The organism is Pseudomonas frederiksbergensis (assembly GCF_001874645.1).
Taxonomy (GTDB): domain Bacteria; phylum Pseudomonadota; class Gammaproteobacteria; order Pseudomonadales; family Pseudomonadaceae; genus Aquipseudomonas; species Aquipseudomonas frederiksbergensis_B.
Window position 1 is genome coordinate 38,052 of the sequence record NZ_CP017886.1, and the last position, 25,515, is coordinate 63,566.

Below are 25,515 nucleotides of genomic sequence, written 5' to 3' on the forward strand. Positions count from 1 at the left end.
CACTACATCCCCAGCCGTTCGCTAACTGGCGACAACGCCAACGACGCTATTATCTCTGCGTGGCAAACCTCCAGTATTTCATCCGCGAGGGATGAATCATCCGGGCAGGCGCGCGACAACATGATCGCACCGATTGCATGCGCTAGCAGGTCGATCATTTTTGCTCGAACGTCTTGCTTCGTCGCATCCAGACCCGCCTGGTACTTTTCCTCGAGTGCTGCGAGCGTGTTTTCTACGCCACTGGCAAAGGTCGCCTTTAACTCATCTGACTGGCGGGCAGCGTCGCCACACAGCGCTGCCATAGTGCATCCGCCGCCCCTGCCGTCTCGGTGATCCCGCGACACGTACATATTTACGAACCCCGCAACATCGAGGTCGCAGGTACTGGCTAGGGATTGCGAAAGGCTATTTTCAGCCGCCTCGGCCATCAAGTCTGCCTTGGAACCGAAGTGCTTATAGAAGCCTCCCTGGGTAAAACCGGCAGTGGCCATCAGCTCCGCCACACCCACACCATCGTAGCCACGCTCACGAAACAGCTCTGAAGCCGTATCCACAATATGAGCCCGGTTGGCGAGTGATTGCGTCTTGGTGATCTTCATTTCGCGCCCCTATGCCTCCTAAACAATTGCCTCACTATACTCTGATGTCGATCATAATCAAAATTGTTGACGCCTTTGATTATGACTGACATCATAAATCCATTGCCGCAAGCCTTTGCCGCTACGGCGCAGATCGCCATCATTGATCAACGAGTATGGAATCGATATGAACGACAAGACCTTGTTTGAACCCTACACGCTCGGCTCACTGACGCTTTCCAACAGAATTGTAATGGCGCCATTGACGCGAAACCGCGCTGGGGCAGGCTTTGTTCCGAGCGAGCTTGCTGCGATCTATTACAGTCAGAGAGCGTCCGCAGGCCTGCTGATTTCCGAGGCTACCCAGATCTCACAGCAAGGACAGGGTTATCAAGATACGCCTGGGATTTATACGCAAGCGCAGATAGAGGGATGGCGTACAGTCACAGAAGCCGTTCATGCGAAGGGCGGACGTATTTTCCTGCAGCTGTGGCATGTCGGACGCGTGTCCCACATCGACCTTCAGGAAAATGGCGCCGCACCGGTAGCACCCTCTGCGCTTCGCCCAGCGACGAAGGTTTTCGTCAACAACAGTTTCGTAGATGTTTCGGAACCTAGAGCCCTCGAAATCAGCGAACTATCTGGAATCGTTAAAGACTTTCGCCGAGCCGCATTAAACGCGATTGCTGCAGGTTTTGATGGCGTAGAAATCCATGGTGCTAACGGCTATTTGCTTGACCAGTTCCTCAAGGACGGTGCGAATGTGCGCACGGATGCCTACGGTGGCTCGGTTGAAAATCGTGCTCGTCTTCTGCTGGAAGTCACAGCGGCCGTCGTGAGCGAAATCGGTGCTGAGCGAACAGGTATCCGTTTATCTCCAGTCTCCCCCGCTAATGGTGTTTCCAGCACCGACCCGCAAGCTCAATTCGACTACCTCGTCGATCAACTCAACGCCCTGGACCTGGTTTACCTGCATGTGGTCGAAGGCGCTACCGGCGGGCCGCGCGAGGTTGCGCCCTTCGACTTCGGCTCCTTGCGTCTACGCTTCAAAAACACCTACATCGCCAACAATGGCTACGACCTGAATCTAGCTACCTCGACACTGATCGAAGACAAGGCCGACCTCATCGCCTTCGGACGTCCGTTTATTGGCAACCCTGATTTGGTAGAGCGACTCAAGACCGATGCCGCTTTATCCACATTCGACCCTACCACTCTGTATGGCGGCGATGCAGCGGGCTACATCGACTACCCGACGCTTGCCGAGTCCAGCTCCGCGCAGGGCTGAACAGTCACAGAGACTGAATCGCTTATCGACATCCATTCAAGAGCATATATTTATGAGCATCCCTGAAACCGTACTCATTACCGGCGCCTCGACAGGCATCGGCGCGACTTACGCCGAGCGCTTTGCCCAGCGCGGGCACAACCTAGTGCTAGTTGCCCGCGACAAAAACCGGCTAGACGCACTTTCCTCCCGTCTGCGTGAGAAACACGGCGTTGCCATTGACGTTATTCAGGCTGACCTGACTCAAATCAGTGATTTGACGACCATCGAAGCTCGCCTGCGCGATGACGCCAGCATCGGCATCCTCGTGAATAATGCGGGCGCCGCCCAATCCGGCAATTTCATCGAGCAATCCACAGACAGCGTTGCCAACCTTGTCGCGCTCAACACCACAGCTCTGGTACGACTTGCCAGCGCAATTGCCCCACGGCTCGCACAAGCCGGTAATGGCGCGATCATCAATATTGGCTCGGTCGTAGGACTGGCACCGGAATTCGGGATGACCGTCTACGGCGCGACCAAGGCCTTTGTTCTATTTCTATCGCAAGGGCTGAGTCTTGAGCTCTCGCTCAAAGGCGTCTACGTGCAAGCTGTTCTGCCAGCAGCCACCCGCACGGAAATCTGGGAACGCGCGGGCATCGACATCAATACTTTGAGCGAAATCATGGACGTGGGCGATCTGGTCGATGCCGCGCTGGTCGGTTTTGATCGTCGCGAGCCGGTGACCATTCCGCCGTTACAAGACGCCGCTCGTTGGGATGCTCTGCAGGCTGCCCGCCAAGGTTTGCTTTCAGAGATCCGCCAATCCGCAGTCGCGGAGCGCTATCAAGCCGAGGCGTGATTGTCATGCAGCAGACGCTGATGCGCATATCTCAATGCAAAAGCGCCCGCTGCACTCTTGTTTTCACCTATCCGACCCCATAAGGGCACGGAGCGCACATGATCGCAGAAGTCACAAAACTTCACCCCTCATCGTCGGCGCAGTTCGTCAAGGTCGCGAACCAATGGATCACCGTTGAAGGAACCGCATTCGCTTACAGGGGCGTGGGGCCCAAAGATGAGATGCCGCTCGTGATGTTGAATCATTCGCCGGTCATGGCGGGATCTTCCAATATCACACTGATTTCGTGACTAGAGCGACGGCATTTTTGAATGCCTGAACACCTTTGGCTCGCCTTACAGCAGCACGCTGGGTTGCGCATGCTGCCATCCCATTGAAACCATGAGAACTGAATCATGAAAGCCTTCCTGATCGATCGTTACGGCAAGAGTCATGGACGTATTGGCGAGGTTCCGGAACCGGAACCGGGAATCAACGACGTCCTGGTTGAGGTGCATGCCAGCAGCGTCAACCTGCTGGATTCGAAGATCAGCAAAGGTGAATTCAAACTGATCCTGCCGTACACATTCCCGCTGATTATGGGTAACGACTTAGCCGGCGTCGTCGTTCGCGTGGGGTCAGGCGTGCGCAACTTCAAGCCCGGTGATGAGGTCTATGCCCGCCCGCCCCAAGCGTGCATCGGAGGCTTTGCCGAGCTGATCGCGATTGAGGAAAGTGCCCTCGCACTGAAACCCAAAAATACCACCATGGAAGAAGCTGCTTCCCTCCCCTTGGTTGCGCTGACTGCCTGGCAGGTGCTGGTTGAAACAGCACGGTTGAAGAAGGGGCAAAAAGTCTTTATCCACGCGGGCTCCGGTGGAGTCGGCACAGTTGCCATCCAGCTTGCAAAACATCTGGGCGCTTTCGTTGCGACGACGACCAGCACAAGTAACGTGGATTGGGTTAAGGCGTTGGGAGCAGACGTCGTCATCGACTACAAGCAGCAAAACTTCGAAAACGCCTTGTGCGACTACGATGTTGTATTGAACAGCCTCGGCCCTGTCGAGCTGGAAAAATCACTCAGCATTCTAAAGCCTGGTGGCCAGCTTATCTCCATCTCTGGGCCACCGACGGCAGAGTTCGCAAAAGAACAAAAGCTGTTCTGGGGACTGGGTTGGGTAATGCGTCTGTTGAGCAGCGGCATACGCAGAAAAGCCCGCAAAAAGGACATCAGATATGCGTTCGTGTTCATGCGCGCGAGCGGTGCTCAATTAGAGAAAATCACTAAGCTTGTCGAGTCGGGAGTTATTAAACCTGTGATTGACCGAGTCTTCCCTTTCGAGTCAACGGCTGAGGCATTGACCTATGTCGAACGAGGAAGAGCCAAAGGTAAAGCGATCATTAAGCTTATATGACTCCAACCATCACTTAACAAAATCGTTTGCATATGGCCTTTTGAGCATTGGAGTATCAAATGAGTACATCTTCCGAAAGAACCGCGATAGTGACCGGTGCATCATCTGGTATTGGTCGCGCAACTGCCGAGGCTCTCGTACGGGCGGGATATACGGTGTTTGGCACGAGCCGCAAGGACGGCGACAGTCCAGCGCAGGTGTCCATGCTCACTTGCGATGTGACAGATGGTGACTCTGTCAGTGCCCTTGTTTCAACCGTACTCGCTCAGACCGGGCGGATCGACCTTTTGGTCAATAATGCCGGTGTCGGCCTGCTTGGTGGCGCTGAGGAGTTCTCGATCCCCCAGGTGCAGGCACTGTTCGATGTCAATCTGTTCGGCGTAATCCGTATGACGAATGCGGTACTTCCTTCGATGCGGCAACGTGGCCAAGGGCGCATCATCAATATCGGATCGATTCTGGGATTGGTACCCGCGCCCTACTCCGCTCATTATTCAGCGGTCAAGCACGCTCTAGAGGGCTATTCGGAATCTCTTGATCACGAGCTTCGTGCCTTCAACATCCGAGTGTCGGTCATCGAGCCGGCATTCGTGCGTACCGTCTTCGATCAAAACGGTATTGAGCCGGACTCGCAATTGAAGGAGTACGACGAGGCTCGAGCCGGGTTCAAGGCACTGCTAGGCGATGTGATGCCGAAAGCCGATCTTCCAGAAGTCGTGGCGGCTGTAGTAGTGAAAGCGGCGAGCGATGCCCGCCCTCAGCATCGCTATACTGCCGGCAAGGCAGCGCGACAAATCAGCATACTGCGCCGCTTTGCTCCCGCAGGTATTTTTGATAAGAGCTTGCGCAAGCAATTCCGCCTGCCGGCCTGAACCACAGGGCCTGCGGTTGCTTATGCAAGGCATAGCAAATGGAAATTAACAGTGTTGCAGTGTTGCAAGCTGCTGAGCCTATGCTCCGGCGGGTAAAATGACTGACTGTAATGGATCAACTCCAAGGGCAGGATGGCAGTAGCATTCGACACCAACTGCACGTCGGAACTCGCTCCACTGACGAGGTCACTGACCTACATCAAACTCTCGGCCCAGGCGCGTGACACTAGTCGGCCTCGCCATAGTTCGCTCAGGTCAAGGCGGGCTATCACCTCATTAACGCATATAAGTTCTTTAGAAAACTCAATTGATGACTGCTCGGAGCTTCATCGAAGTTTATTCGTTCCGGCGCACTGCCACGACATCGATTTCAACGCGCATACCACGGTTAGCCAAACCGGCCACTTGCAGCGTGGTGCGGGCAGGCAGGTTAGGTTGTACATCAGTACCAAAGAATTGTGCGTAGCCATCCGCAAAGCCTTTCAGATCCATTCTATTATCCAAAGCAGGATCGCCCACTAGAAATACCTGCATCTTCACTACATCACCAAGCCCCAAACCAATGTTCGACAAGGCTAGCTCTATCGCTCGCAGCACCGCGACCGTCTGTCCTTTGGTGTCTCCACCATAAGCAAGAGGACTGTCGAGCGGTTGACTGGAGTCTTGTATGGGTGGAAGTTTTCCAGATAGATAGACTATGGAAGCCGAAGCAGGTACCTCAACCGCAGCAGCAACAGGGACGGACGAGTTGGCGACAGCATAACGAACGACATCATTCACCGCCGCATATGTAGCGCTGATCATTGTGGCGGAGATAGAGAAAGCAACTAGAATCTTTCTGCTTGTGGGCCGAAGCATAAAAGTATGTCCTTACCAAAAAAAACTACATCACGATTGTCTTGCTGATGTCATCCAACATCAGCAAGACAAGACGCGTGGTATATCAAGCAGCAGGAAGTGCGCCGACAGTCTTTAACACTTCACGGCCGATCGCCTCTCGCTTATGAGCGTCAGCCATCCGGCCGGGGGTGTCAATGTTAAGAGCAAAAAAGACCGGGCCGGTAGGCAACTCGACCCAGCCGACCCACCAGCCTACTTGTTTCCCCAAGCCGGTTTTAGCGCGCATAACCCATTCGTGGCCCGCACCAACAACCATAATATCTTTTGTCAGAAGCTGATGCTCTCGCTTAAAAGGAAGCTCATTCCGATACAGCTTGCGCAGAAATTCAACTTGTTCTACAGCTGAAACCTCGAGGCCACCATTAACCCAATAATCGCGAGCTTTAACGCTAGTACTTTGGTTGCCGTAATTTATGTTGTTCAGATACTCACCGGCCTTACGTTCCCCAATCTGCTTTGCAAAGCCACGATAGACCCACAATGCGGAATATCGCATGGCCGAACGTAATGTTTGGTCTTGGTTATGTGTAGGGATCTCGTTAATCTCCCCGTCCCACTTGAATACCTGAAACTCATCCACGACTGCCTTCGAGTCCAATGCAAACAATGTATGAGGAATCTTGAAAGTCGAGGCTGGGGTGAAGCGCTGCCCCGACCGTTCCTTGTTGTAAACAAAGGTCTTGCTTTCGCCGCCGCGTTCATCCGTTACAACAATCGTACCATTGGTATTGAATGCCTCAAAGATCTGCCCCCATCCCATCATCTCAACCACAGGCGCACGAGCTTGCGCCAGCGCAGCACCAGAACAGAAAGCAAAACATACAGCCAGCCACGAGATGCGACGCCCAATCATTAGAACTCACTCCAATTAAATGAATTTGGCATGATAGATATAAAGCAGTTTCAATCCGATTAACATAAGGAAGGTTTCAAAATTCAGCACAACGCAAGACTCCTCAAGACAAATTTTTGGTGCCGCTGTGCCGCGCGAGGTAATTATACTCGCCGTGACCACCCGATCTAGAAACAGGAATTTATTGACTCATATGTACGAAGCTTTCCATATAGAACTATCCCGCTCGCCACTCTCTTGACCCTCTCTGCTTTCTTGGCCGCACCAGCGTGTGCTACTGATAAAAATCCGATAATTTTTACTGGCTTAATAAGCCGCGCCCTGTATTGTCGAAGACTAAGTTTCAAGTACGAATTATGCGGAGATAAGGGTAGGATTTCATTCGCAGATCTGTAACCCATTGTTACGTATGGGCATCTTATGGCAACCCTGATCAGTACTGCTGGCCTTTCTTGGTCTGATGCATTTCCGGGTCGCGCTTACCGTCCTCATTCTTGGTCGAACTCGGCGCATTGATCAGCCTGGCCTTGAGTGTTTTTTGAAAATAGCCTGCTATAGCACCCCGTCCATCCATGGTTGAGGCAATAGTTTTGACCGTTTCATTCCTCATATAAAACCTAGACAGCCCCTCGAGTTCCTTTACCGACGGATCTTTCCAATTCAGGTATAGGTTCCGTTCGATGTAGGAGCGCGTCATGGATGAAACCGTTACTTACCGCAGGGCGACTGCCGAGGATGGGGATGTTTCTCTGAGGGGATGCATCAAGGCCAGCGCGGCAGTCGTGGCCAAGCTCACGACTGCCGCGCCCCTGTTTTTCAGACATGCTCTTCCACGCGCTCAACCCTGTGCGTTTCTTCGCGCCATTGCATCGCGTCCGCGCAACAGAAGGCGTGTCGCCCGTTGATTTCCAGCGCAGAGGTGAAGAAGAACTGCCCCACAGTTAGCTCGCCGACCGCATAAATCTGCCGTGCCGAGCCCGTCCGGCCCTGAATGCGGTAGGTATCCGGGTCGACGCAGATGCCACCCATCGGATGACAGGTGGCCGTGCCGTTCTTGATCAGCGAGCCCAGCAAGGTCGACTCAATGAGGTTTGCATCTCGAGGAAAGCCAGTTGCGTAGATCACCCGATCATAGACATGCTCCCAGCCAGCCCCGCGAATGCTCAGTCCTGGCACATCAACTGGCTCGGGCGCGGCGAACGCACCGGGGACGAACTCCAGCTGGCCGCTTCGCAGGTAACCGAGGATCTTGCGCGCGTTTTCCGCCGGGATGGAGACGCGGTAAGCCATGAAGAAGCTGAAATACTCTCTCATGAACCTGGCTTGTGCAGTGTCGTCCAGCGCCTGCCAAAGGTGTTCGATGAAGCCGTTGGTTGCATAGAGGATGGCCTGCCAGATACGCGGAGCTTGCGAGACATTGATCTCGTTCTCGATGAAGCTGATGACGTCGGCCGGCGGTGCCGGCAGAGGGATCACGGCACTTGTCGAGGCCGGGTCATGGGCGGCCAGCTCCTTGCGAAATAGTGCGACCAGATCACTGATCTGCAACGGCCCGTTTTGCGCGACCAGCGCGCGAACACCCTCGCGGGTCAGGTGCTTGAGCTCGACGCGCTCCTGGGTTCCGCGAACCACGGGGAAATAGCCGCTACGCGAATGCATGCGAATCAACTCGCGATGCCCGCCTTCGATCAGCGCGATCACCGTGTCGATGGCGCTCAACCGCGCACCGATTACGGCCACCCGCTCGTCCGGGGAAATTGTCTTCAGCAGGCGCGCAACCGGATAGGGTGTCGCCAGGACGCGCTCGTCGTACTTGTCGGGATCAACTTTCTTGGCCAACGGCCCGCAGAACAGCAAGACCTTGTGCGTGGCGATACTCAGCCCGCATCGCGTTCGTACGGTCTCCATTCCGTCAATCAGATCGATAGCGCAGACCTCGGCATTCATCAGCACCAATAGGCAGCCGAGCGAGGCGCCACGCAATACGATCTTCTTGATCTGGTCCTGCAGGTAAACGCCGAACAAAGCCCGCGGAGCAAAGCTCTCCGGGGTCGGACGAAACTCGGGAAAGGCATGCCGCCACGCCCCGGGATGGTCCTCCAACCAGCGCTGGAAATGACCAGGGAGATGCGGATAGGGCGTAATGAAACCGGTCTTGGTATTGAGGATGTTGCTCTGCAGATCAGCCTCATAAGCCGCGCCGCGCCCGAAGTCTTCGCGTTTTTCGAAGAGGTAAATGGTCCCGGCCGGTGTATTGCATGCAGCGACGCGATCCAGGTGACGTTGCAGGAATGCGATAGCCGTCGCGCCGCAGCCGACGATTGCAAAGGCATTTTTCATCAAGGTATTTCCTTATATTAAACCGCTTCCCTTACGTGTGTTTCTGCCCGGCAGCAGACGTGGCGTAGCCAGCCACTCCCCGTTCCAGAGGAACGCAGAACAGCTCGCGGTTAGCCGAATCAGGACACTTCAGCGTCGCCAAACCTCGCCCCTGCCAGACCGGTAGTCACGAAATGGCAGACAGGAACTCTCTCAAGCGCGCGGCCCCGGCCCTGACCTGCTCGGCATCGCCGGAGTACGACAATCGCGCATGACCCGGTGCGCCAAAAAAGCTGCCGGGAATCAGCGCGACGCCATATTCCTCCAGCAGCAAGGCGCAAAATGCCTCGTCATCGGCGATCAATCTGCCATGCAGGGATTTGCCCAGGGTCTGGCTGATATCCATGAGCAGATAAAACGCCCCCGCTGGTTGGCAGAACCTCAGGTGTGGCGCCCCCTGCAAGTCGGCGAGCAATGCCTGGCGCTGGTTGTACAAGCGGTTTCTTGCTGCGTAGGAGAACGTCTGGTCACCGCTGAAGGCCGCCGCTGCCGCAGCCGCCGGGATCGGTGGGATGTTCGAGATCGAGTTAGAATTGAGCGTGGTGACTGCCGCGGCAATCCGTTCATTGGCCGCCAACAGCCCGACCCGCCAGCCCGGCATCCCATAGAGCTTGGATACGCTGTCGATCTTGATGATGCGGTCGCTCAGATCCGGTGCGACCGAAAGCAGACTGGGGCAGCTATCTATGTCGTAGACGAATCGCTGATAGACGTCATCCGAAATGATCCAGACATCCTTTTTACGCAGCACCTCTGCCAACGCCGCGAATTCCTCGGCGGAATACACGGCGCCGGTAGGGTTGCCCGGCGAGTTCAGCATGACCACCCGCACGTTGTCGGACAAGGCATCTTCAAGGGCTTGCGCCGTCATCTTGAAATCGGTTTGCGCCGAGCAGGTGACGTTGACCACGCCAGCTCCGACCAGATCGGCAATGTCGAAATAGGTCGGCCAGCAAGGGGTGGACACGAGGATCTCGTCGCCGGGGCGGATGATCGCGCGTAGCACACTGAACAACAGGTGCTTGGCGCCGAGGCCGGCCACCAGATTCTGCTCGCGATAGTGGGTGAACCCCTGTCCGTGCAGGTAACCCAGATACGCCGCCAGCAGCGCTTCATCTCCGCGGCTCGAGCCATACCCGCCGGTGTGTTCGCAGGCAGCCTTGACGGCCGCCTCGACAATATGCGGCGCCGGAAGAAAACCCGGCACACCGACACCGAGATCGATCACTGGATGCAGCGTTTCCCTGACCTTCTGAACGACACCCAGGATCGGGCAAAACCGTGCAAATTCGAGATCTGGCGAAAGAGTAGGCATAAAAGTCTCTCCGTTACGCTGAGTCAGGCTGCGCGTTTGATCACGCGGCCTCGGGCCATGAGCGCGGCCATGTGGGTTGCGGTCGCAGTGATGATGTCGAGGTTGCCGGCGCTTGGATCGAGAAAGTCCCCTGCCCCTTCAACGCGCACCATGGTGAACAAGCGTCCCTCGCTGTAATGCAGATCGACGATCACCTGATACCCAGGCACGGCAGACTGCACCTGGGTCACGGCACGTTCCACTTCACGGCGGGTGGCGGCCAGATCAACCGTCTCTATCAGCGCCGAAACCGCGGTCTGCATAAAGACATTCGGCTTGGCCGGATTGATGTTGAGGATCGCCTTGACGTCCTTGCAGCCGGTGAAATGGCTCAGCGCATTCTCGGTGGTAGTGATGTAGTTGCTCAGGTTTCGCCGAGTGGCCGGGCCGGCGCTTTCGGCGCTGATCGAGGACACCACTTCGATGTAGTGCGCGCCCGGATTAGCCCGGGCGATCGCGGCCGCAAGCGGGATGGAAGCCTGGCCACCACAGGTGATCATGTTGATATTGCTCGCCTCGGTCAGCTCCACGCCGTTGAGGGATGGCACGCACAACGCGCCCAGAGAGGCCGGGGTCAGGTTGATGATCGCTTTCCCGGCCTCGATCAGGCGCGGTGCGTGGGCTTCATGGTCGGCCGCCGAGGTGGCATCGAACACCAGATCAAATTCGTTGATCCGGGCAAAAAGGCCGTCGATGCCGTCCGCGGTGGTGGCGACCCCGCGCTCACGGGCGAACGCAAGGCCGGATGAGTGCAGGGAGCGACCGGCAACCAGCGTGCAATCCAGATCCGGATGGGCGAGCACCTTGCACAGGATGTCGCAGCCGATATTGCCACTGCCGATGATGGCGGTTTTCAAAGTCATTTTTTCAGCTCCAGAGTCAGGCGACGACGGGTTGAGAAAGGCGGCTGGCCACCGAGATGATCAGGTCTTCCTGGCCGGCCACGGCGTTGCATCGCGCAAGCTCTTCATAGATTTTTCGCGGCTCGACGCGAAATTCCGCCGCCGCGCGCGCGACGTGCTTCTCGAACCCGCTGCAAACGCCGTAGAGGCCGCTGATCAGATTGGCAGTCTTCACCACCGTGGGAGTCCTGACCGGCGCGAAATCCTCAAGGCTCTCGACGGCGCGGCAAAGGTCAAAGACCTTCACCCCGGTCTCGAACGTGTAGCGCTCGAGCACCGCGCACAGCACCTCCAGCTGGGTATTGCCGGCACCCGCGCCGAATCCGCGCATGCAGCCGTCAATGATGGTCGCCCCGGCCTGGGCAGCAGCCAGCGAGTTGGCGACCGCCAAGCCAAGATTGTTGTGGCCATGGAAACCCACGGGAATGGCGAGCTCCCTGACCAGCAGGCCGATCTTTTCGCGGGTGCTGTCCGGGTCAAAGTGCCCCGCCGAATCCATCAGAACCAGGGCATTGGCGCCATAGCCCTGCTGCTTCATTGCTTCTTCGAGCAGCGTCTCGGGGCTGGCCATGTGGGTCATCATCAGTACGCCCTGGACGTACGCGCCCTTGGACCGCGCATGATCGATGTAGCTCTCGGTCAGGTTGGCCTCGGTGCAATGGGACGCGATGCGCAGCACGTCGACGCCGATCTGCAGTGCGGTATCGATGTCGCTCAGCCTGGCAAACCCGGGAATCATGTGGATGCCGAGTCTGGAATGCGTCAGGTTGGCTCGCGCCGTTTCGAGCATCTCGCTGTCTTTGTAGCGCGCAAGTCCGAGTTGCAGGGAGGACGCACCCAGGCCATTTCCGTGGCCGACTTCTACAACGCTGAGGCCGCAGCCATCGACAGCGCGGCAGTAGGAGGCAATATCCTCCAGGCTCAGCGAATGGGAGACAGCATGATTTCCGTCACGCAGCGTTGGGTCGTGAATAGCAATACTCATCGAGATCAAATCCTTGTCATTCGAAGTTTTTTGCAGCAATTACTGTTCAGGCTGAGGGTTTTCCTGCAGCAGCCGTTTGGGCAGGAACGCCGGCGAAATATGGATGATCGACATCCGCACCACGTGATTGAGCATCACGAAGGCAGGATCGAGCTTGAGCAGCAAAGCCGCTGCAGTCATCACCTCAACACCGCCAGGAACCCACGACATGAACAGCGAAAGGAACGGCTTGCCGGTCAGCTTGCTGAACGCGAAGGCAACCAGCAGTGTCGTGCAGAACGTCAGGGCGGTGACCACCAGACCGGCGCGGATGTAGCGCACGAAATCCTTGAACGTGATGTCCTTGAGGCGAATGCCGATCAGGCCGCCGAGCAGGATCAGCGCAACGATCGCCAGCGGATCGGGAACATGCAGATGGGCTTGAGGAAAACCGACGTTGACCGCGGCGGTGCAAATCAGCCCGGTCAACATGTAAGGCGCGGGAACATCGAAGCGCTCCAGCAGATAACCGACGACCACAGCCGCGATCGCCGGAGGGATCACGCCAAGGTAATCATCAAACGAGCCCAGCATCGGCGCCGCGCTTTCGGCGTGCCCACCGGCAATGATCGTCACCACCAGCAACAGCGCGAGCAAACGGACAATGTGCACGAACGCGATGCGCCCGGAGGCCGGCCCCTCCTCTCCCGAGACCGTCATCACCGCCGCCATTGCGCCGGGAATGGAGCCGAGCAGGCTTTCTATATGCCCCCAGCGCTCCATGCGCCGCAGCCAGTTGTAGCCGACGAAAATCTGCGTGGTCATGCAGATGAGCAGACCGACCAGAATGCTGAAATCCGTCAGCTCACGCATCATCGAGGCGGTGACGATGGAACCGACACTGACCCCGAGCAGCAACTGCACGGTGGCCACGAACGGATACGGCATGCGCATGCGCACACCCATTTTGCTGAGCGCCGTGACCAGGCAGATCGCGCCGATCAGCTCACCAAGCGGAAGCCCGGTCATGTAACCGAGCCATGCGCCTAGGGCCGCCACGGGAATCGGGATAAGGCTTTCGAACACAGTCTTCATTGGATATCCACTTTTCTGCAGGCGTGACGATTCCGTCCAGCTCAGGAAGGTCAGCTCAATTAATGTCGAAAGGGTGTGCGGTAAGGTCTATACCGCGGCGGCGATTTCGCTGCCCGACCAGTCGCAACTCTCGTGAAACCAGGCTTCGACCTGATGCAGCTTGTCGCGCAACTCGGCCTCATCCTGGCCTGCCACGATGGCGTTGAGGATTTCCGAGTTGGTGAATTCCATGCCGCCATAGGAGGTCATCTTCCTGGCGGAAATTCGGTACTCCAGAACACCGTCGAGCGGGCAGGTTTGCGGGACTTCACGCAGCAGACCGACCCGCGGCGGGATGCTGATATGCCCGACCATCCGCAGCGGCGCGGCCATTGGCTCAGGGCGGTAGAACGGATCATGCAGCGCGCGCAGGAAGCTCATCCGCGGATCAATGCCCCAGGCGTGTATCAGCTCCTGATTGAAGAACACCCCGCCCAACCGCGAGGCGATTTCGCAGAGGACGATCTCGTCATTTCCATCCACGAAAAGTTCGAGATGAAACAGCATGGTCGGATCGGATGGCAGCACATCTTCGACCAGCGAACGCGCATAGCGAACCAGCCTGTCGCGCATTGGGTTGTCGGCGTCGAGCATGTGCAGGTCATGTGATTTTCCGCCGAGGAAATCCAGCGCCGAGGTCATGACCCGAACTGGTGAAACCAGGATCGGACGGCCATCGATGTACAGGCCATTGACGATGTAATGGCTGCCACGCACATAGCTCTCGATCATCAGGTTGTGAAACGTGCTTGAAGTGCGCCCGGCCAGCCATTCCCGCAGCTGCTGCGCGTCGTCGAGCACCTCCACGCCGTTCGAGCCGCGACCATCGCGAGGCTTGATGACCACCGGGAAACCGAAGCGCTCGCTGAAGCGAACCGCTTCCGTGGCATTGCTGATCGATGCCATTTCGGCGATGGCAAACCCGCAGTCCCTGGCGCGTTGCTTCATCAGGAACTTGTCCCGGTAAAACAAGGCGCGATCCTCGGCACCCAGCGTAATCCCGAGCCGATCATTGAGGCGCGCCACCCGCAGCACATCGATCTCGGCCAGCGCCACGCACAGCGGCGCATGGAGCTCCCGTGCAAGCTCATAGACGTCGATCTCGACCAGCGCGCTGTCGTTAAAGTTGTCGAAGAGCTGGTAGCGGACGGTATGGCCCAGATGCGCCGCAATCTCTTGAGATCGCGAGGCGCAGCTCAACAGCATGCCTCCCAGGCCAAGCGCGGCAGACCAGCTCGCGGCAGAGTGCTGGAGAAGAATTTTCGGCGGACAAAAAACAATGAGCTGCATACGGCTTTCCTTACAATCTTCCATAGTTTGTTAATCTCCAACCCCAGGCACATCAAATCCACGCCGGATCCGGAGCTTCAGTATCTTGATAAAAACCTGAAGTACAGACCAATACCGAATCCGTCGTTATTGATACTTTCCTAAGCGCTGTTCAGGTCGTTGTCTGTCAGCCCAGGTATTCGCCGCACTCACGCATCACCGCAGCCTTGCGCTGCAGGTATTGGCCGAAGATTTCCTGGGCGGCGGACTTGACCACCGCGATGCCCATGACATCGACGAACTCCTCGACCGCTGCAACAGCGTGGGCGAAGTGATTGCTTTCGGTGCCACCGGTGTGCACGGTGACCCAGGCAACAGTGGCCCGTACCTTCGCGGGCGGCACGCCCATGTCGCGTTCGAACCATTGCTTGAACAGCGGATGGATGAACTCCACTTCACCGTGGGTGTAGACCTCGTGAACCAGGGTGACCAACAGCCCCTGCAACAGGTCGCGGTCACGCAGGCGTCGCGCGTCCGTCCAGTCCTTGAAGGCCTGCGCCGACGGCAGGCAGTTGTCTTTCAACAGCCACTGATCGTCACCGCATATCGGCGTTGCCATGTTGTAAAAAAGCTCTGAATGCAGCGTATTGCTCAGTGCGCCGAGGTCCTCGTCGGTGATCCGTTGCAGGCTGCCGCAGACCCGGTAGAGCCGTTGCGCGGCTTCGCCCCACTGCTCGGAGCGCGCCAGCAGCGTGATGCGGTTGGCCAGGCCGGACACACTGGCGGCCGAGTTGTTGGTTTTCGACCAACTGCCAAAGAACTTGCGCAACTGCGGCGCAGCATGGCGGCGCGAGGTGAGCGTCTGGAACGTACTTTCGATGTCCAGCAGTTCCGATTCCTGGCTGCGAAACGCATCCACCAACGCTTGCTTCAGAACCCCGGCCGGCATCAGCTCCAGTACCGGCTCTATCACGTTCAACAACTGGCTTTGCAGCGTCAGCAGGTTACTCACGGTCATCTCACTTTTTTCCTTGTTGGATGATGATTTCAGGCACATTCACGGGCGCGGGAGCGGCGATGATGGCAATGCGGAATACTTCCAACCACCCCGCACGATCAGCAGCGGCAGCAACTGAAAAACCGCGATCAACGCGATACAGCCAGGCCAGCCCCATTGCTCCCACAGCACGCCAGGCACAAACGCGCCGAAGCTGCCGCCCAGGTAGTAGCAGGTCAGATACACGCCCACGGCGCCGGCCTTGTCTTGCCGGGCATGGGCGGTGATAAAGGCATTGGCCGCGGACTGGGCGAGGAACACGCCGGTGCAACTGAGTGCCAGACCGACAACGATCAGCCACAACGATGACCACAGGGTCAGCACCGAGCCGCTGACGCCCAGCCATGCCGCCACCCTCACCAATTCACTGCGAGGCCGGGCCTTGCTCATGCGCCCGGCGATCGGCACCACCACCAGTGCCAGCAGGAACACCGCATAAATCGAACCGAGCGCAGCGGTGCCCAGCGCAAACGGCGCCCGACTCAGGTGTAAGCCGACATAGGTAAACATCGCGACCTGGGCGAACAGCACGCAGAAACCCACGGCGCAGGTGGCCAGCAACGGCCTGCTTAGCAATTCGCTGCGCATTGCCTGGCGATCGGCAGGCGTTTGTACGGGGGACCGAAGGTTGCGCGGCAACAGCAGGAAAATCCCCAGACCGATGATCAGATTCAAGCCGGCCAGCACTGCCAGCGCCAGGCGCCAATCATCGAACTCGGTCACCAGGCCGGTCAAAAAGCGTCCGCTAAAGCCGCCCAGAACCGTGCCGGCGATATATAGGCTGGTCATTTCCGTCACGGCCCCGCCGCTCCAGCGCACGCCGATGTAGGCAACGCTGGTGGCAAACACCACCGGAATCAGCATGCCTTGCACCGCTCGCCAGAGCAGCAGCTCGCTGAAACTGCCCGAGCAGGCCGCCATCACCGCAGGCAGTGCCAGCGATATCGCGGCCACGGCGATGACCCGGTGCTGCTCGACCCGCGCAGTCAACCGGCCGACAAAGGGGGCGGTGATTGCCACGGCCAGGGTGGTGACGGTGATGCTCCAGCTCGCTTGCCTGGCGGAAATGTGAAACGCCGAGGCCAACTCGTTGAGCAGCCCTTGAGTGGCATAAAGGTTGATAAAAGCGGCGCACCCAGCCAGAAACAAAGCAACTCGAGGACAACTCACGCGATGATTCCCAAGATTATTTGTAATATTTTTTAACAATTTTATAAGATAGGCCGTCGAATTGATCCAATACCTATTTCTGACCGATTGATACCTCAAGGATGACGATGATTGACCTCCGCCGTCTGCGCTACTTCCTGATCGTCAGCGACGAGTTGCACTTTGGCCGTGCCGCGGCACGCCTGCACATTGCCCAGCCGCCACTGACGCGGCAGATTTCGGCACTGGAGGCGGAACTGGGCTTTCGCCTGTTCGATCGCAGCACCCGCAACGTCACGCTCACCTCCGAGGGTCGGCACTTTCTGCCCTACGCCCGGGCTGTACTGGAGCAAGTCGATCTGACGGCGAGCATTACCAGCAAGCTGGCGGCGGGTTCCGCTGGTCATCTGGCGGTGGGCTACGCCAGTTCGATTGCGCTGTCGGACATCTTCAGCCAGACCATTCAGGCCTTCTGCTCGGCGTATCCGGATGTGCAATTGACCGTGGAAGAAGGCGCGTCCAGCACCCAATGGTCGCAGCTCATCGAGGGACGTCTGGATATCGGCATGAGTCGTATGCAGCCGCCCGCCGAAGATGCCGAGATTCAAGCCATCTGCCTGGACAACGAGCCGCTGGTCGCGGCCATTGCCAGTGACAGCCCGCTCGCCCGGCAAGAACAGGTGACACTTGCCGAGCTGAGCGCCTACCCGTTGATCGCCTTCCCGACCGACTACGGTTCCGGATTGAACGAGATCATCGAGGCGCTATATCGGCGCCAGGCGCTGACACCCGTGCCCGCGCCGAAGGGCAAGCAGATCACCTCGATCATCGCCCTGGTCGCCGCAGGCCGTGGCGTCGCCGTGGTGCCCCAGTGCACCCAGACCCTGGTCAAGCGCGGTGTGACCTATCGGCCCTTGGCCGAACCCGGGGCCACCGCCCCCTTACTGGTATTGACGCGCAAACGCGAGCGCAGCCCGCTGGTCAAGGCATTTGTCGAAATCATCGAGCAGACCCTGCGAGCGAAGTGAATGATTTTAGTGGTTGGATGGGCGGTGGTTCGTTGGCGCATGACGATCCGCTTGTGAGGCTAAAAATGGTGTCCACATAAATTGAACTGTCCCCACAAAGCTGATCGCTGGATGGTAGGCCGGACGACCCGTTGCAGCAGGATCAACACCTTCAACCCCACGTGCACCGAGGTCGAGTTCATCGACGGAAACGTCGACCACTCGGACTGGATTTTCTTCAGCTACGTAATCGTCCAGGCACTCCGGCAGCAGCGTCACCTGCGTCCGAGTCTCACCTTCAATGAATCGCTTCATGATCGCTCCCGATCAGATCTCGACGATCAAAAGGTTAGACAATCACTGGCGTTTTCACACAGCCTGGGTCGATAGCGGCCTTTCGTGAATGACTGTCAAGCCCTCCGCGTGGAGCAATACTCCACAATGAGCTGAGTGACCGCTGCCACAATCGCCTGATCCGCGTCAGGAGAAGTAAACAATCGAAATTGCGCATCCGGCAAATCCGGCAACCCTTGTTCTACCCCAAGAACCGCCAGTCCTTGCCTCAACTGACTGAGTGTCATGGGCGCTACCGCGAAGCCCGCAAGCGCCGCCGCCCGCAACCCGGCAGTGCTACTGCATAACATCGCAGTGCGTTGGGCGATCCCCGCCTGGGCCAGCCTCGTCAGCGCTACCTCGCGATAAGGGCACGGCTCGGGGAACAGAGCCAGTGGCAACGGCGTCGGTAACTGGGCGACGGGTTGTGCCGACCAGGCCCACACCAGCGGCTCTTGCCACAGCAGCAGCCCCGCTTCGCTGGTTTCGCATAGAGAACCGATGACCAGCTCCAGATGACCTTGCTTCATCAGGTTCAGCAACATGCCAGGAATGCCCACCTGCACGTCGATCTCCATGCCCGGGTACTGCGCCGCGAAATCCTGAAAAGTGCGCAGTAACCGCGATTCGACAAAATCCTCGGACACCCCGATCCGCAGCCGTCCGTGAAAAGGCATGCGCGTCAGTTCTGCCCAGGCATCGCGGTTCAGCACAAGGATCGTGCGCGCATAAGAGACCAAGCGCTCGCCATCGGGAGTCAGTTGCTGGGAGCGGGTGGTACGCGTCAACAGGGGTTTACCAATCTGTTCTTCCAATCGCCGCACGTGGCCACTGACCGCAGATTGAGTGAGGTGCAGCTTCTGCGCTGCACGACTGAAGCCTTCTTCATCGACGACGGTGACAAATGTTTTGAGCAGCAGAGTATCGAACATAGTTTTATACGTGATCAATGGCGTATGAATTTACGATTTATATTTCAAATTTAACTATGTTGCAATGTTCCCACCTGCCCTATCTCCCCACCACTCGAGGCGTGCCATGACTACTCTTCTCCATATTGAATGTTCTCCGCGCAAGCAGCGTTCGGCCTCCCTGGAAGTCGCCCGCAGCTTCATTGCGCGTTATCAAGAAAACACCCCAGACACCGAAATCATCACTCTCGACCTTTGGAACATGGCTTTGCCGGAATTCGATGATCTGGCAATGGAGGCCAAATACGCCGGACTCAATGGCACGCCCTTGACCTCCGCACAACAAGACGCCTGGAACACGTTGAAAGAGTTGGCAGGTCACCTGCACCGCTCGGATGTGCTGGTGATGTCAGTACCGCTGTGGAATTTCAGTATCCCGTACAAACTCAAGCACTTCATCGATCTGGTGTCGCAGAAAGACATCCTGTTCAGCTTTGACCCGGAGCGCGGCCTGGAAGGCATGCTGCTCAACAAAACCGCTGTGGTGATGTACGCCCGTGGCCTGGATTATTCGGCGCAGTCGATCACACCGGCAACGTGCTTCGACTTTCAGAAGCCCTATGTTGAAGCCTGGCTGAAATTTGTCGGTGTAACGGATGTGCATTCGGTGATTGTGGAGAAAACCATCCTAGGGGAAGACGTTGATCTCAGCGCGCGTGAGGCCGCGACTCAGCAGGCCAGGAGATTGGCAGATAGTATTTGTCGCTGACTCTTCAGGGGCTCGTTCAACCTGTGTGGGGGCTCGTTACCCGCCAGATGGCGAGCCGCCTGGTTCGGTCCAAGACATTTGCGCATAGGTCAGGTCCTGTCCGTTTCCCTGCCGTCCGCCTTCCTCCGCCGGCTACCGCTGCGGCGACAAATCACCCCTTCGATCCTGCTAAGGATCTATCTCAACCGCATCAAGGCCGACGCAGCGAACTTCGCCTACGGGGCATCGAAGGACTCTATAGATCTCAGAAATAACCTGCATCGTCGCGTCTTCGATCGTTCCTTCATTACGGCATAAAACCCAGCCGTGATCTGCAATCGCTCGCTCGAACGCCTTGGTACAAGCGACATGTTCTTCCAGCTTATGGATCACAGTACTGCTCAGCCCACGCCGTCGTGCCGCTGCCCTCGCCCATGAAATATCAGGGGCGGTGACAACCCCGACATGCAGGTCTGGCACTCGCACGTTTCGATCAATGTTTAACTGTAGAATCTCTGCAAACGGGACTATCCGGCGAAATGCGGCATCAGACGGGTACCAGCGATCGATCAAGATGATGCTGCCTGGTGGCTGTTTAGCCAGCACGTGCTGGGAAATCCAGGTACGGCTATCAGCAAAGCGCTCACAAACCCCCAACTCAAAATCCCGGGTGGGATTTCTGACGAGCTTGTTAACGAGGGCCATTGTTTCACCCCTATAGGGATCGCTTTTTTTCTCGCAAAGTCGGATCACCTTTTTGTTGTCTGCCCTCAGTACTTTCGTAACGGCCTCCAGCAGTGTGGTTTTGCCGGTTCCCTTGGGCCCATCTAGAGAAACAAACAGCGGACGATTCATTCTTCAAATAACGATTGATATACGGTTTTTTTTGCCCGGTTCGTTCGCTGGAACCGCTTGGCGCGACTACGCGAATCGAGTGAAAGGCCCTTATGAACAGACATTGATGAACACTCTAACCTGGTTTCTGGCTAACGGGTCTCAAAATCCGGGGTTACAGCCGCTTATGAACATCGGTCATCGCCCATTAGTTAAATTATGTATCGGCGAATGAACGCAGCGAGGGCTGCGCGGTGACATTGCTCAGCGCTCGTCAACTGCCGCCGAACCAGTTGTAGCCCTGGTCTTCCCAGTAGCCTCCGCTGTAGGTGTTGCTGACGAATATCGCCTGAATGTGCTTGGGGTTCTTGTAGCCGAGCTTGGTGGGCATGCGCAGTTTCATCGGGAAACCGTATTGGCGAGGTAGAACCGCTCCGTCATAGGTCAGTGTCAGCAGGGTTTGCGAATGCAGTGCGGTGGCCATGTCGATGCTGGTGTAGTAGTCGTCCGCACATTTGAAGCCGACATATTTCGCGTCCGTGTCGGCACCGACCCGTTTCAGGAAGTCGCTAAACCGTACCCCGCCCCACCGACCGATTGCGCTCCAGCCTTCGACGCAGATGTGCCGAGTGATTTGCTCGGTCTGCGCCATGGCTCGCAGCTCTTCGAGCCGCCAGCTGCGCTTGTCCGCCACCAGCCCGGTCACTTCCAGTCGATAACCGGCTTCCTCGACCACAGGCGCCTCGTCAATGTCGTAGAAGGCGTTGAAGGGAAACGGTCGGGTAATCATCGACTCCGGATAGGTCGGCGCCAATGCATTAGGGTTGAACAACCAGCCCTGCACCCGATCATTGAACCTGGACATCGATGACAGGGCAGTTTCAACGCTTTCGCTGTTGCTTAGATTGCAGCCGGACAACATAACCACACCGCCGAGGGTCAGGCCTCGTAGCAGGAACGACCGGCGCGAGCGGTCTTCTATTTGTATTTGAGGCGCAATGATTTTTCTGGCGTCTGTCAGAATGGATGACTCGTCCAGCCCTGCCCCTTCATTTCGCTTGCTCATACGCGCTCCTTGCGACCGACGATCATCGCCCACAGTGTTTTAGGAACCAGTGCGACCATCACCAGATGAACCGCGACGAACCCCATCAACAGCGCCATCGCGATGAAGTGCACGTGACGTGCGCCCTCGTAGCCGCCCATCAACTCGCGCAGTGTTGCGAACTGAACGGACTTCCAAAGCACCAGCCCGGAGACAACCATCATCGCGATGTCGACCATTACCAACAGATAAGCAACCCGTTGCACCTGGTTGTAGTGATTCAAGTCGGCATGCCCCAAACGTCCCCTCAACGCGGCCCATAGGTCACGCATCACACCTTTGGGTGACACCGGGAAAAAGCGACGTGAAAGACGGCCACTGGCAACATTGATGATCAAATAGACGAGGCCATTGAAAACCAGCAACCACATTGCAGCGAAATGCCACTGCAGCGCCCCGCCCAACCAACCGCCCAGAGTGATCGACGTTGGAAAGCTGAAGCCGTACAGAGGAGACGCATTATAGATTCGCCAACCACTGGTCACCATCACCAGCACGGCCAAAGCATTCAACCAATGAGTCAACCTTAGCCAGCGAGGATGGCTGATCACCGGACGCGGGGAGGTAACGCTGGTCGATGTAGGCAACGCTGACATGATCGGCTCCAAGCGTTAGGTTTGTAGGGATTATGTAGGCCTAAACATCCCTAAATCCTCACGTAAAGTTAAAGTTAACGTGATAACTCCCAAGCTAATTGTAGACGTCATAAATCGCCCCTATCAGCGGGTGCAGAGGCGTACTCACCACGCTCATGGAGTTGGAAGCAAAAGTCCTCGATCAGCTCACTCGATTGCGACCATTGCGCTTGGCTCGGTAAAGCGCGTCATCGGCACGGGTCAGGAGGCTTTCAACATTGTCACCTGTTTTGGCAAGAGCGACGCCGAAGGATGCAGTTACTGTATCGAGCACCTCGTCAGTGCCACGTGCCTTGATCCGCAACGACTGAATTTTAAGACGCAGCTGTTCAGCGAAGGTATGGACGTTAGTGATATCGGGGCAGTTCTGCAGAATCACGCAGAACTCTTCGCCACCATAGCGTGCAGCCAAGGCTTCGGGTGGAAGTGAGTTCCGTAACACTTGACCGACATGCTCAAGTACGCGGTCACCCAACGGATGACCATACTGATCATTGAATTGCTTGAAATGGTCGATATCCAGCATGACCAACGCCACCCCATGAGGAGCGTTGCTCAGCGCATGCTCCAGTAAGCGAGTGAAGGTGGCTCGGTTCAACACCTTAGTCAGGCCATCCAGCGTCGCGGCCAGTTGGGCTCGCTCGAGCTTGTCCCTCAGACTTTTAATCTCATTTTGCGCGGAATGCAGCTGAGAAAGGAAAAGCTCTTGCTGATCTTGCATTAGCTGGGTGCTTTGCTGCAGCTCGCTTAGTATTGTGGGCAACCTCTCATTGACCGGCTCCTCAAGCATTTCCATGCACTGCCCAAGGCTGGTTTGAAAGTTGAGATTGCTCTTCATGCTTTGCGAGACATCACGCTCCATGTCGTCAACCAGATTGATTGCTTGTTGCTGTCCAGCGCGGGCGTCCTCCAATTCGTGGCGAATGATGTAGTCGCGAAAAAGCTTCGCAGCGGATTCGGGAGGAAAACAGTCGAAGTCTTTGACAACCCTGTCCAGATGACGATTGAGCTCCGGTTCCTGACCTTTGCTGTAGGTGTACCAGAGCGCATAGTGCACGGGATTAGGTGGGATGTTGTGACGCACCATCAGTGGTACGGCCTGCTTCAGCAGAGCCACCGCTTCGCGGGAGTCCTCTGGATACAGCGTTAGGGCGGTCGCATGCGTCTCTGATTGGCTCATAATGTCACTGTGGTTGTTTTTACTGGCAAATATGAAGTCAGGGCAGCATATCCGTATGTGTAGCAAACAGCCATCAGTGTCAGCAAATCTGACACACCCGCTACCTTAATCGTTTCTAATGCCCCAAAAGACCGTACGCCCTTGTGTAGTGGTCAACTAATCCCGGACACGACGTTAGTTTTTTTCTCGGCCTGAGCTGACTGTCAGCGCCGAGGTTGACTTGACGCTGGGTGCTGATAACAACTAAAGAGCTATGAGCTACAGTTGTACTGCCTCATTTTGGCGAGCCTGGGTGCAGGAAGTAGCGAAAATAAGGAGTGTGGGTGTTACAGAATCGCAGACTGGCCCGGCCAGTCATTGGTTGGCTATACCTGTCGGCATCGTCTGTCATCAAATGCCAAGTCACTGACGTTCAATGAAAAGCAGTCGCTTTGCGCGTGACGATACTGGCTTGCTAATCGAAGTCAGTCGGTTAATTGAAAACCCACTTATACATTACGTCGGATGCCTCTCCTCCCCAATGGTGTGTGGGGTGCTGGCAGATGCATCTCAGTAAAACACTCATGGAGAGAGCAGCATGAAGTTCAGTCTTGTTGATAACGGCAACCCGAGCCGCCGGCGCATTCTACGCGATGCCTTCGCCCTGGCTTTGGCAGCGTCTCCATTGGCAAACCTTGCCAAAGCAGCCGAAGAAGCACCGGAAGAAGTGACCTTTGCTGCCGGCCCACGGCCGCTGGTGCAATACCCGCAAAAAAGACCGTTGACCCTGGTGACCACCCGCCCGCCGCACCTTGAGACGCCATTCCCCGTCTTCAACGAAGGGCCCATCACCCCGAATGACGCCTTTTTTGTGCGTTACCATCTGGCCAATTTCCCTACCAGCATCGATCCGGACAGTTACCGTCTGACGATCAAGGGCTCGGTCAACACACCGCTGTCACTTTCCCTTGCCGAACTCAAGGCGCTGGCCGAACCGGTAGAAGTGGTGGCCGTCAATCAGTGTTCGGGTAACAGCCGTGGCTTCTCGATGCCGCGCGTGTTCGGCGCTCAACTGGGCAATGGTTCAATGGGTAATGCCCGCTGGGTGGGGTTACCGCTCAAGGCGATATTGGAAAAGGCCGGGGTGAAAGCCGACGCCAAGCACGTGACCTTCCGTGGGCTCGATAAGCCAGTGCTGCCGAGCACTCCGGAGTTCATCAAGGCCCTGGACATCAGTCATGCCATGGACGGCGAGCCCATGATCGCCTGGTCGATGAACGGTACTGACTTGCCATTCCTCAATGGTTACCCGATACGTCTGGTGGTGCCAGGCTACTTCGGCACGTACTGGGTCAAGCACTTGAGTGAGATCGAAGTCGTCGACCACACCTACGACGGTTTCTTCATGGCTAAAGGCTACCGCGTTCCGGACAACGATTGTTTCTGCATCGCCCCCGGTACCACTGCGGCGCAAACGCTGCCTATTTCCAAGTTGCCGGTACGCAGCTTCATCACTAGCGTCAAACACGGCGATGTGTTGCCGCTGAAAAAAAGCGTGGTGCTCAAGGGCATTGCGTTCGACGGCGGCGTTGGGGTCAACAAGGTGGAAGTGTCGATCGACGGCGGAAAAAGTTGGCGCGAAGCCAAGCTTGGAGCGGATCTTGGCCGTTTCTCCTTCCGTGAGTGGACGCTGCCGATCACCTTTACCCGCAAGGGCGCCACACAGTTAATGGTGCGAGCCAGTAACCATGCGGGTGAGACGCAGCCGCTGCGAGCCGACTGGAACCCCGGTGGTTACCGCCGCCACGTCGTAGAAACCAGCCACGTGACCGTCGCCTGAGGGGGCCCC

The 25,515-nt window shown here is 56.9% G+C and carries 25 protein-coding genes and 1 pseudogene; 8 read left to right on the forward strand and 18 right to left on the reverse strand.

The window, feature by feature from the left end:
• Positions 1-2: 2 nt before the first annotated feature.
• Positions 3-599: a TetR/AcrR family transcriptional regulator gene (locus BLL42_RS00200; protein ID WP_071550158.1), complete on the reverse strand. Its 597-nt coding sequence runs from the start codon at positions 597-599 to the stop codon at positions 3-5.
• 166 nt (positions 600-765) lie between these two features.
• Between BLL42_RS00200 and BLL42_RS00205 the strand changes: the two genes are divergently transcribed.
• The 5 genes from BLL42_RS00205 (at position 766) to BLL42_RS00225 (ending at position 4,973) form a co-directional block, all read left to right on the forward strand.
• On the forward strand, positions 766-1,866 hold the full coding sequence (locus BLL42_RS00205; protein WP_071550159.1) for an alkene reductase: 1,101 nt from the start codon (positions 766-768) through the stop codon (positions 1,864-1,866).
• 52 nt (positions 1,867-1,918) lie between these two features.
• Positions 1,919-2,707 carry an SDR family NAD(P)-dependent oxidoreductase gene (locus tag BLL42_RS00210; protein ID WP_071550160.1) on the forward strand — a complete coding sequence of 263 codons (789 nt, stop codon included), beginning with the start codon at positions 1,919-1,921 and terminating at the stop codon, positions 2,705-2,707.
• A 98-nt stretch (positions 2,708-2,805) separates the two neighbouring features.
• Complete coding sequence (locus BLL42_RS00215; protein WP_071550161.1) at positions 2,806-2,997, forward strand: hypothetical protein; 192 nt, start codon at positions 2,806-2,808, stop codon at positions 2,995-2,997.
• A gap of 105 nt (positions 2,998-3,102) precedes the next feature.
• Positions 3,103-4,101, forward strand: a complete 999-nt coding sequence (locus BLL42_RS00220) for an NADP-dependent oxidoreductase (RefSeq protein ID WP_071550162.1) — start codon at positions 3,103-3,105, stop codon at positions 4,099-4,101.
• Between the two features lie 59 nt (positions 4,102-4,160).
• Positions 4,161-4,973, forward strand: a complete 813-nt coding sequence (locus BLL42_RS00225; RefSeq protein ID WP_071550163.1) for an oxidoreductase — start codon at positions 4,161-4,163, stop codon at positions 4,971-4,973.
• A 336-nt stretch (positions 4,974-5,309) separates the two neighbouring features.
• On the opposite strand, the gene BLL42_RS00230 is transcribed toward BLL42_RS00225, so the two are convergent.
• The 11 genes from BLL42_RS00230 to BLL42_RS00280 all read right to left on the reverse strand — a co-directional run bounded on the left by BLL42_RS00230 (position 5,310) and on the right by BLL42_RS00280 (position 16,955).
• Entirely contained in the window at positions 5,310-5,831 is a 522-nt protein-coding gene (locus BLL42_RS00230) for a RidA family protein (RefSeq protein ID WP_071550164.1), read from the reverse strand.
• An 85-nt stretch (positions 5,832-5,916) separates the two neighbouring features.
• Positions 5,917-6,726: a class D beta-lactamase gene (gene blaOXA / locus BLL42_RS00235; protein ID WP_071550165.1), complete on the reverse strand. Its 810-nt coding sequence runs from the start codon at positions 6,724-6,726 to the stop codon at positions 5,917-5,919.
• 433 nt (positions 6,727-7,159) lie between these two features.
• The gene (locus BLL42_RS00240; protein ID WP_071550166.1) at positions 7,160-7,423 is read right to left on the reverse strand and encodes a hypothetical protein; all 264 of its coding nucleotides are present in this window, start codon (positions 7,421-7,423) and stop codon (positions 7,160-7,162) included.
• A gap of 119 nt (positions 7,424-7,542) precedes the next feature.
• On the reverse strand, positions 7,543-9,066 hold the full coding sequence (locus BLL42_RS00245) for an FAD/NAD(P)-binding protein (RefSeq protein WP_071550167.1): 1,524 nt from the start codon (positions 9,064-9,066) through the stop codon (positions 7,543-7,545).
• Between the two features lie 166 nt (positions 9,067-9,232).
• Positions 9,233-10,420, reverse strand: coding sequence for a pyridoxal phosphate-dependent aminotransferase (locus BLL42_RS00250; protein WP_071550168.1), 1,188 nt, complete (start codon positions 10,418-10,420; stop codon positions 9,233-9,235).
• 23 nt (positions 10,421-10,443) lie between these two features.
• On the reverse strand, positions 10,444-11,322 hold the full coding sequence (locus BLL42_RS00255) for an acetaldehyde dehydrogenase (acetylating) (protein WP_071550169.1): 879 nt from the start codon (positions 11,320-11,322) through the stop codon (positions 10,444-10,446).
• A gap of 16 nt (positions 11,323-11,338) precedes the next feature.
• Positions 11,339-12,346, reverse strand: a complete 1,008-nt coding sequence (gene dmpG / locus BLL42_RS00260) for a 4-hydroxy-2-oxovalerate aldolase (protein WP_071555654.1) — start codon at positions 12,344-12,346, stop codon at positions 11,339-11,341.
• A gap of 39 nt (positions 12,347-12,385) precedes the next feature.
• The gene (locus BLL42_RS00265; protein WP_071550170.1) at positions 12,386-13,420 is read right to left on the reverse strand and encodes an AbrB family transcriptional regulator; all 1,035 of its coding nucleotides are present in this window, start codon (positions 13,418-13,420) and stop codon (positions 12,386-12,388) included.
• 87 nt (positions 13,421-13,507) lie between these two features.
• Positions 13,508-14,749, reverse strand: a complete 1,242-nt coding sequence (locus BLL42_RS00270; protein WP_071550171.1) for an ATP-grasp domain-containing protein — start codon at positions 14,747-14,749, stop codon at positions 13,508-13,510.
• Positions 14,750-14,915: 166 nt separating this feature from the next.
• Positions 14,916-15,740: a hypothetical protein gene (locus BLL42_RS00275; protein ID WP_236722010.1), complete on the reverse strand. Its 825-nt coding sequence runs from the start codon at positions 15,738-15,740 to the stop codon at positions 14,916-14,918.
• A 45-nt stretch (positions 15,741-15,785) separates the two neighbouring features.
• Positions 15,786-16,955, reverse strand: coding sequence for an MFS transporter (locus BLL42_RS00280; protein ID WP_236721952.1), 1,170 nt, complete (start codon positions 16,953-16,955; stop codon positions 15,786-15,788).
• A gap of 107 nt (positions 16,956-17,062) precedes the next feature.
• Here BLL42_RS00280 and BLL42_RS00285 point away from each other — a divergent pair, with 107 nt between their 5' ends.
• Complete coding sequence (locus BLL42_RS00285) at positions 17,063-17,962, forward strand: LysR family transcriptional regulator (RefSeq protein WP_071550173.1); 900 nt, start codon at positions 17,063-17,065, stop codon at positions 17,960-17,962.
• A 102-nt stretch (positions 17,963-18,064) separates the two neighbouring features.
• Here BLL42_RS00285 and BLL42_RS00290 read toward each other — a convergent pair.
• Positions 18,065-18,256 (reverse strand): annotated as a pseudogene (locus BLL42_RS00290) (IS5/IS1182 family transposase); the annotation flags it as partial.
• 95 nt (positions 18,257-18,351) lie between these two features.
• Positions 18,352-19,206, reverse strand: coding sequence for a LysR substrate-binding domain-containing protein (locus tag BLL42_RS00295; protein ID WP_071550174.1), 855 nt, complete (start codon positions 19,204-19,206; stop codon positions 18,352-18,354).
• Between the two features lie 106 nt (positions 19,207-19,312).
• Between BLL42_RS00295 and BLL42_RS00300 the strand changes: the two genes are divergently transcribed.
• Positions 19,313-19,954, forward strand: coding sequence for an FMN-dependent NADH-azoreductase (locus BLL42_RS00300; protein WP_071550175.1), 642 nt, complete (start codon positions 19,313-19,315; stop codon positions 19,952-19,954).
• Positions 19,955-20,122: 168 nt separating this feature from the next.
• Here the strand turns inward: BLL42_RS00300 and BLL42_RS00305 are convergent, their stop codons facing one another.
• The 4 genes from BLL42_RS00305 to BLL42_RS00320 form a co-directional block, all read right to left on the reverse strand.
• Positions 20,123-20,788, reverse strand: coding sequence for a dTMP kinase (locus BLL42_RS00305; protein ID WP_071550176.1), 666 nt, complete (start codon positions 20,786-20,788; stop codon positions 20,123-20,125).
• Positions 20,789-21,041: 253 nt separating this feature from the next.
• Positions 21,042-21,833, reverse strand: a complete 792-nt coding sequence (locus BLL42_RS00310) for a molybdopterin-dependent oxidoreductase (protein ID WP_071550177.1) — start codon at positions 21,831-21,833, stop codon at positions 21,042-21,044.
• Positions 21,830-22,468 (reverse strand): cytochrome b/b6 domain-containing protein, encoded by a 639-nt coding sequence (locus tag BLL42_RS00315; protein WP_071550178.1) that lies wholly within the window; start codon positions 22,466-22,468, stop codon positions 21,830-21,832. Before BLL42_RS00315 ends, BLL42_RS00310 begins: the two co-directional genes overlap by 4 nt.
• Positions 22,469-22,649: 181 nt before the next feature.
• Positions 22,650-23,687 (reverse strand): GGDEF domain-containing protein, encoded by a 1,038-nt coding sequence (locus BLL42_RS00320; protein ID WP_071550179.1) that lies wholly within the window; start codon positions 23,685-23,687, stop codon positions 22,650-22,652.
• A 577-nt stretch (positions 23,688-24,264) separates the two neighbouring features.
• On the opposite strand from BLL42_RS00320, the gene sorA reads away from it, so the two are divergent.
• Complete coding sequence (gene sorA / locus BLL42_RS00325; RefSeq protein WP_071550180.1) at positions 24,265-25,506, forward strand: SorA family sulfite dehydrogenase catalytic subunit; 1,242 nt, start codon at positions 24,265-24,267, stop codon at positions 25,504-25,506.
• The last annotated feature ends 9 nt before the right edge of the window (positions 25,507-25,515 follow it).

What these genes read in the sequence shown, in the direction of transcription:
- BLL42_RS00240 (WP_071550166.1), bottom strand. Translation starts at nt 7,423, where the DNA reads ATGACGCGCTCCTACATCGAACGGAACCTATACCTGAATTGGAAAGAT.
- BLL42_RS00205 (WP_071550159.1), top strand. Translation starts at nt 766, where the DNA reads ATGAACGACAAGACCTTGTTTGAACCCTACACGCTCGGCTCACTGACG.
- BLL42_RS00215 (WP_071550161.1), top strand. Translation starts at nt 2,806, where the DNA reads ATGATCGCAGAAGTCACAAAACTTCACCCCTCATCGTCGGCGCAGTTC.
- BLL42_RS00270 (WP_071550171.1), bottom strand. Translation starts at nt 14,749, where the DNA reads ATGCAGCTCATTGTTTTTTGTCCGCCGAAAATTCTTCTCCAGCACTCT.
- BLL42_RS00255 (WP_071550169.1), bottom strand. Translation starts at nt 11,322, where the DNA reads ATGACTTTGAAAACCGCCATCATCGGCAGTGGCAATATCGGCTGCGAC.
- BLL42_RS00300 (WP_071550175.1), top strand. Translation starts at nt 19,313, where the DNA reads ATGACTACTCTTCTCCATATTGAATGTTCTCCGCGCAAGCAGCGTTCG.
- blaOXA (WP_071550165.1), bottom strand. Translation starts at nt 6,726, where the DNA reads ATGATTGGGCGTCGCATCTCGTGGCTGGCTGTATGTTTTGCTTTCTGT.
- BLL42_RS00320 (WP_071550179.1), bottom strand. Translation starts at nt 23,687, where the DNA reads ATGAGCCAATCAGAGACGCATGCGACCGCCCTAACGCTGTATCCAGAG.
- BLL42_RS00285 (WP_071550173.1), top strand. Translation starts at nt 17,063, where the DNA reads ATGATTGACCTCCGCCGTCTGCGCTACTTCCTGATCGTCAGCGACGAG.
- BLL42_RS00265 (WP_071550170.1), bottom strand. Translation starts at nt 13,420, where the DNA reads ATGAAGACTGTGTTCGAAAGCCTTATCCCGATTCCCGTGGCGGCCCTA.
- BLL42_RS00225 (WP_071550163.1), top strand. Translation starts at nt 4,161, where the DNA reads ATGAGTACATCTTCCGAAAGAACCGCGATAGTGACCGGTGCATCATCT.
- BLL42_RS00220 (WP_071550162.1), top strand. Translation starts at nt 3,103, where the DNA reads ATGAAAGCCTTCCTGATCGATCGTTACGGCAAGAGTCATGGACGTATT.
- sorA (WP_071550180.1), top strand. Translation starts at nt 24,265, where the DNA reads ATGAAGTTCAGTCTTGTTGATAACGGCAACCCGAGCCGCCGGCGCATT.
- BLL42_RS00250 (WP_071550168.1), bottom strand. Translation starts at nt 10,420, where the DNA reads ATGCCTACTCTTTCGCCAGATCTCGAATTTGCACGGTTTTGCCCGATC.
- BLL42_RS00210 (WP_071550160.1), top strand. Translation starts at nt 1,919, where the DNA reads ATGAGCATCCCTGAAACCGTACTCATTACCGGCGCCTCGACAGGCATC.
- BLL42_RS00295 (WP_071550174.1), bottom strand. Translation starts at nt 19,206, where the DNA reads ATGTTCGATACTCTGCTGCTCAAAACATTTGTCACCGTCGTCGATGAA.
- BLL42_RS00305 (WP_071550176.1), bottom strand. Translation starts at nt 20,788, where the DNA reads ATGAATCGTCCGCTGTTTGTTTCTCTAGATGGGCCCAAGGGAACCGGC.
- dmpG (WP_071555654.1), bottom strand. Translation starts at nt 12,346, where the DNA reads ATGAGTATTGCTATTCACGACCCAACGCTGCGTGACGGAAATCATGCT.
- BLL42_RS00230 (WP_071550164.1), bottom strand. Translation starts at nt 5,831, where the DNA reads ATGCTTCGGCCCACAAGCAGAAAGATTCTAGTTGCTTTCTCTATCTCC.
- BLL42_RS00200 (WP_071550158.1), bottom strand. Translation starts at nt 599, where the DNA reads ATGAAGATCACCAAGACGCAATCACTCGCCAACCGGGCTCATATTGTG.
- BLL42_RS00245 (WP_071550167.1), bottom strand. Translation starts at nt 9,066, where the DNA reads ATGAAAAATGCCTTTGCAATCGTCGGCTGCGGCGCGACGGCTATCGCA.
- BLL42_RS00310 (WP_071550177.1), bottom strand. Translation starts at nt 21,833, where the DNA reads ATGAGCAAGCGAAATGAAGGGGCAGGGCTGGACGAGTCATCCATTCTG.
- BLL42_RS00315 (WP_071550178.1), bottom strand. Translation starts at nt 22,468, where the DNA reads ATGTCAGCGTTGCCTACATCGACCAGCGTTACCTCCCCGCGTCCGGTG.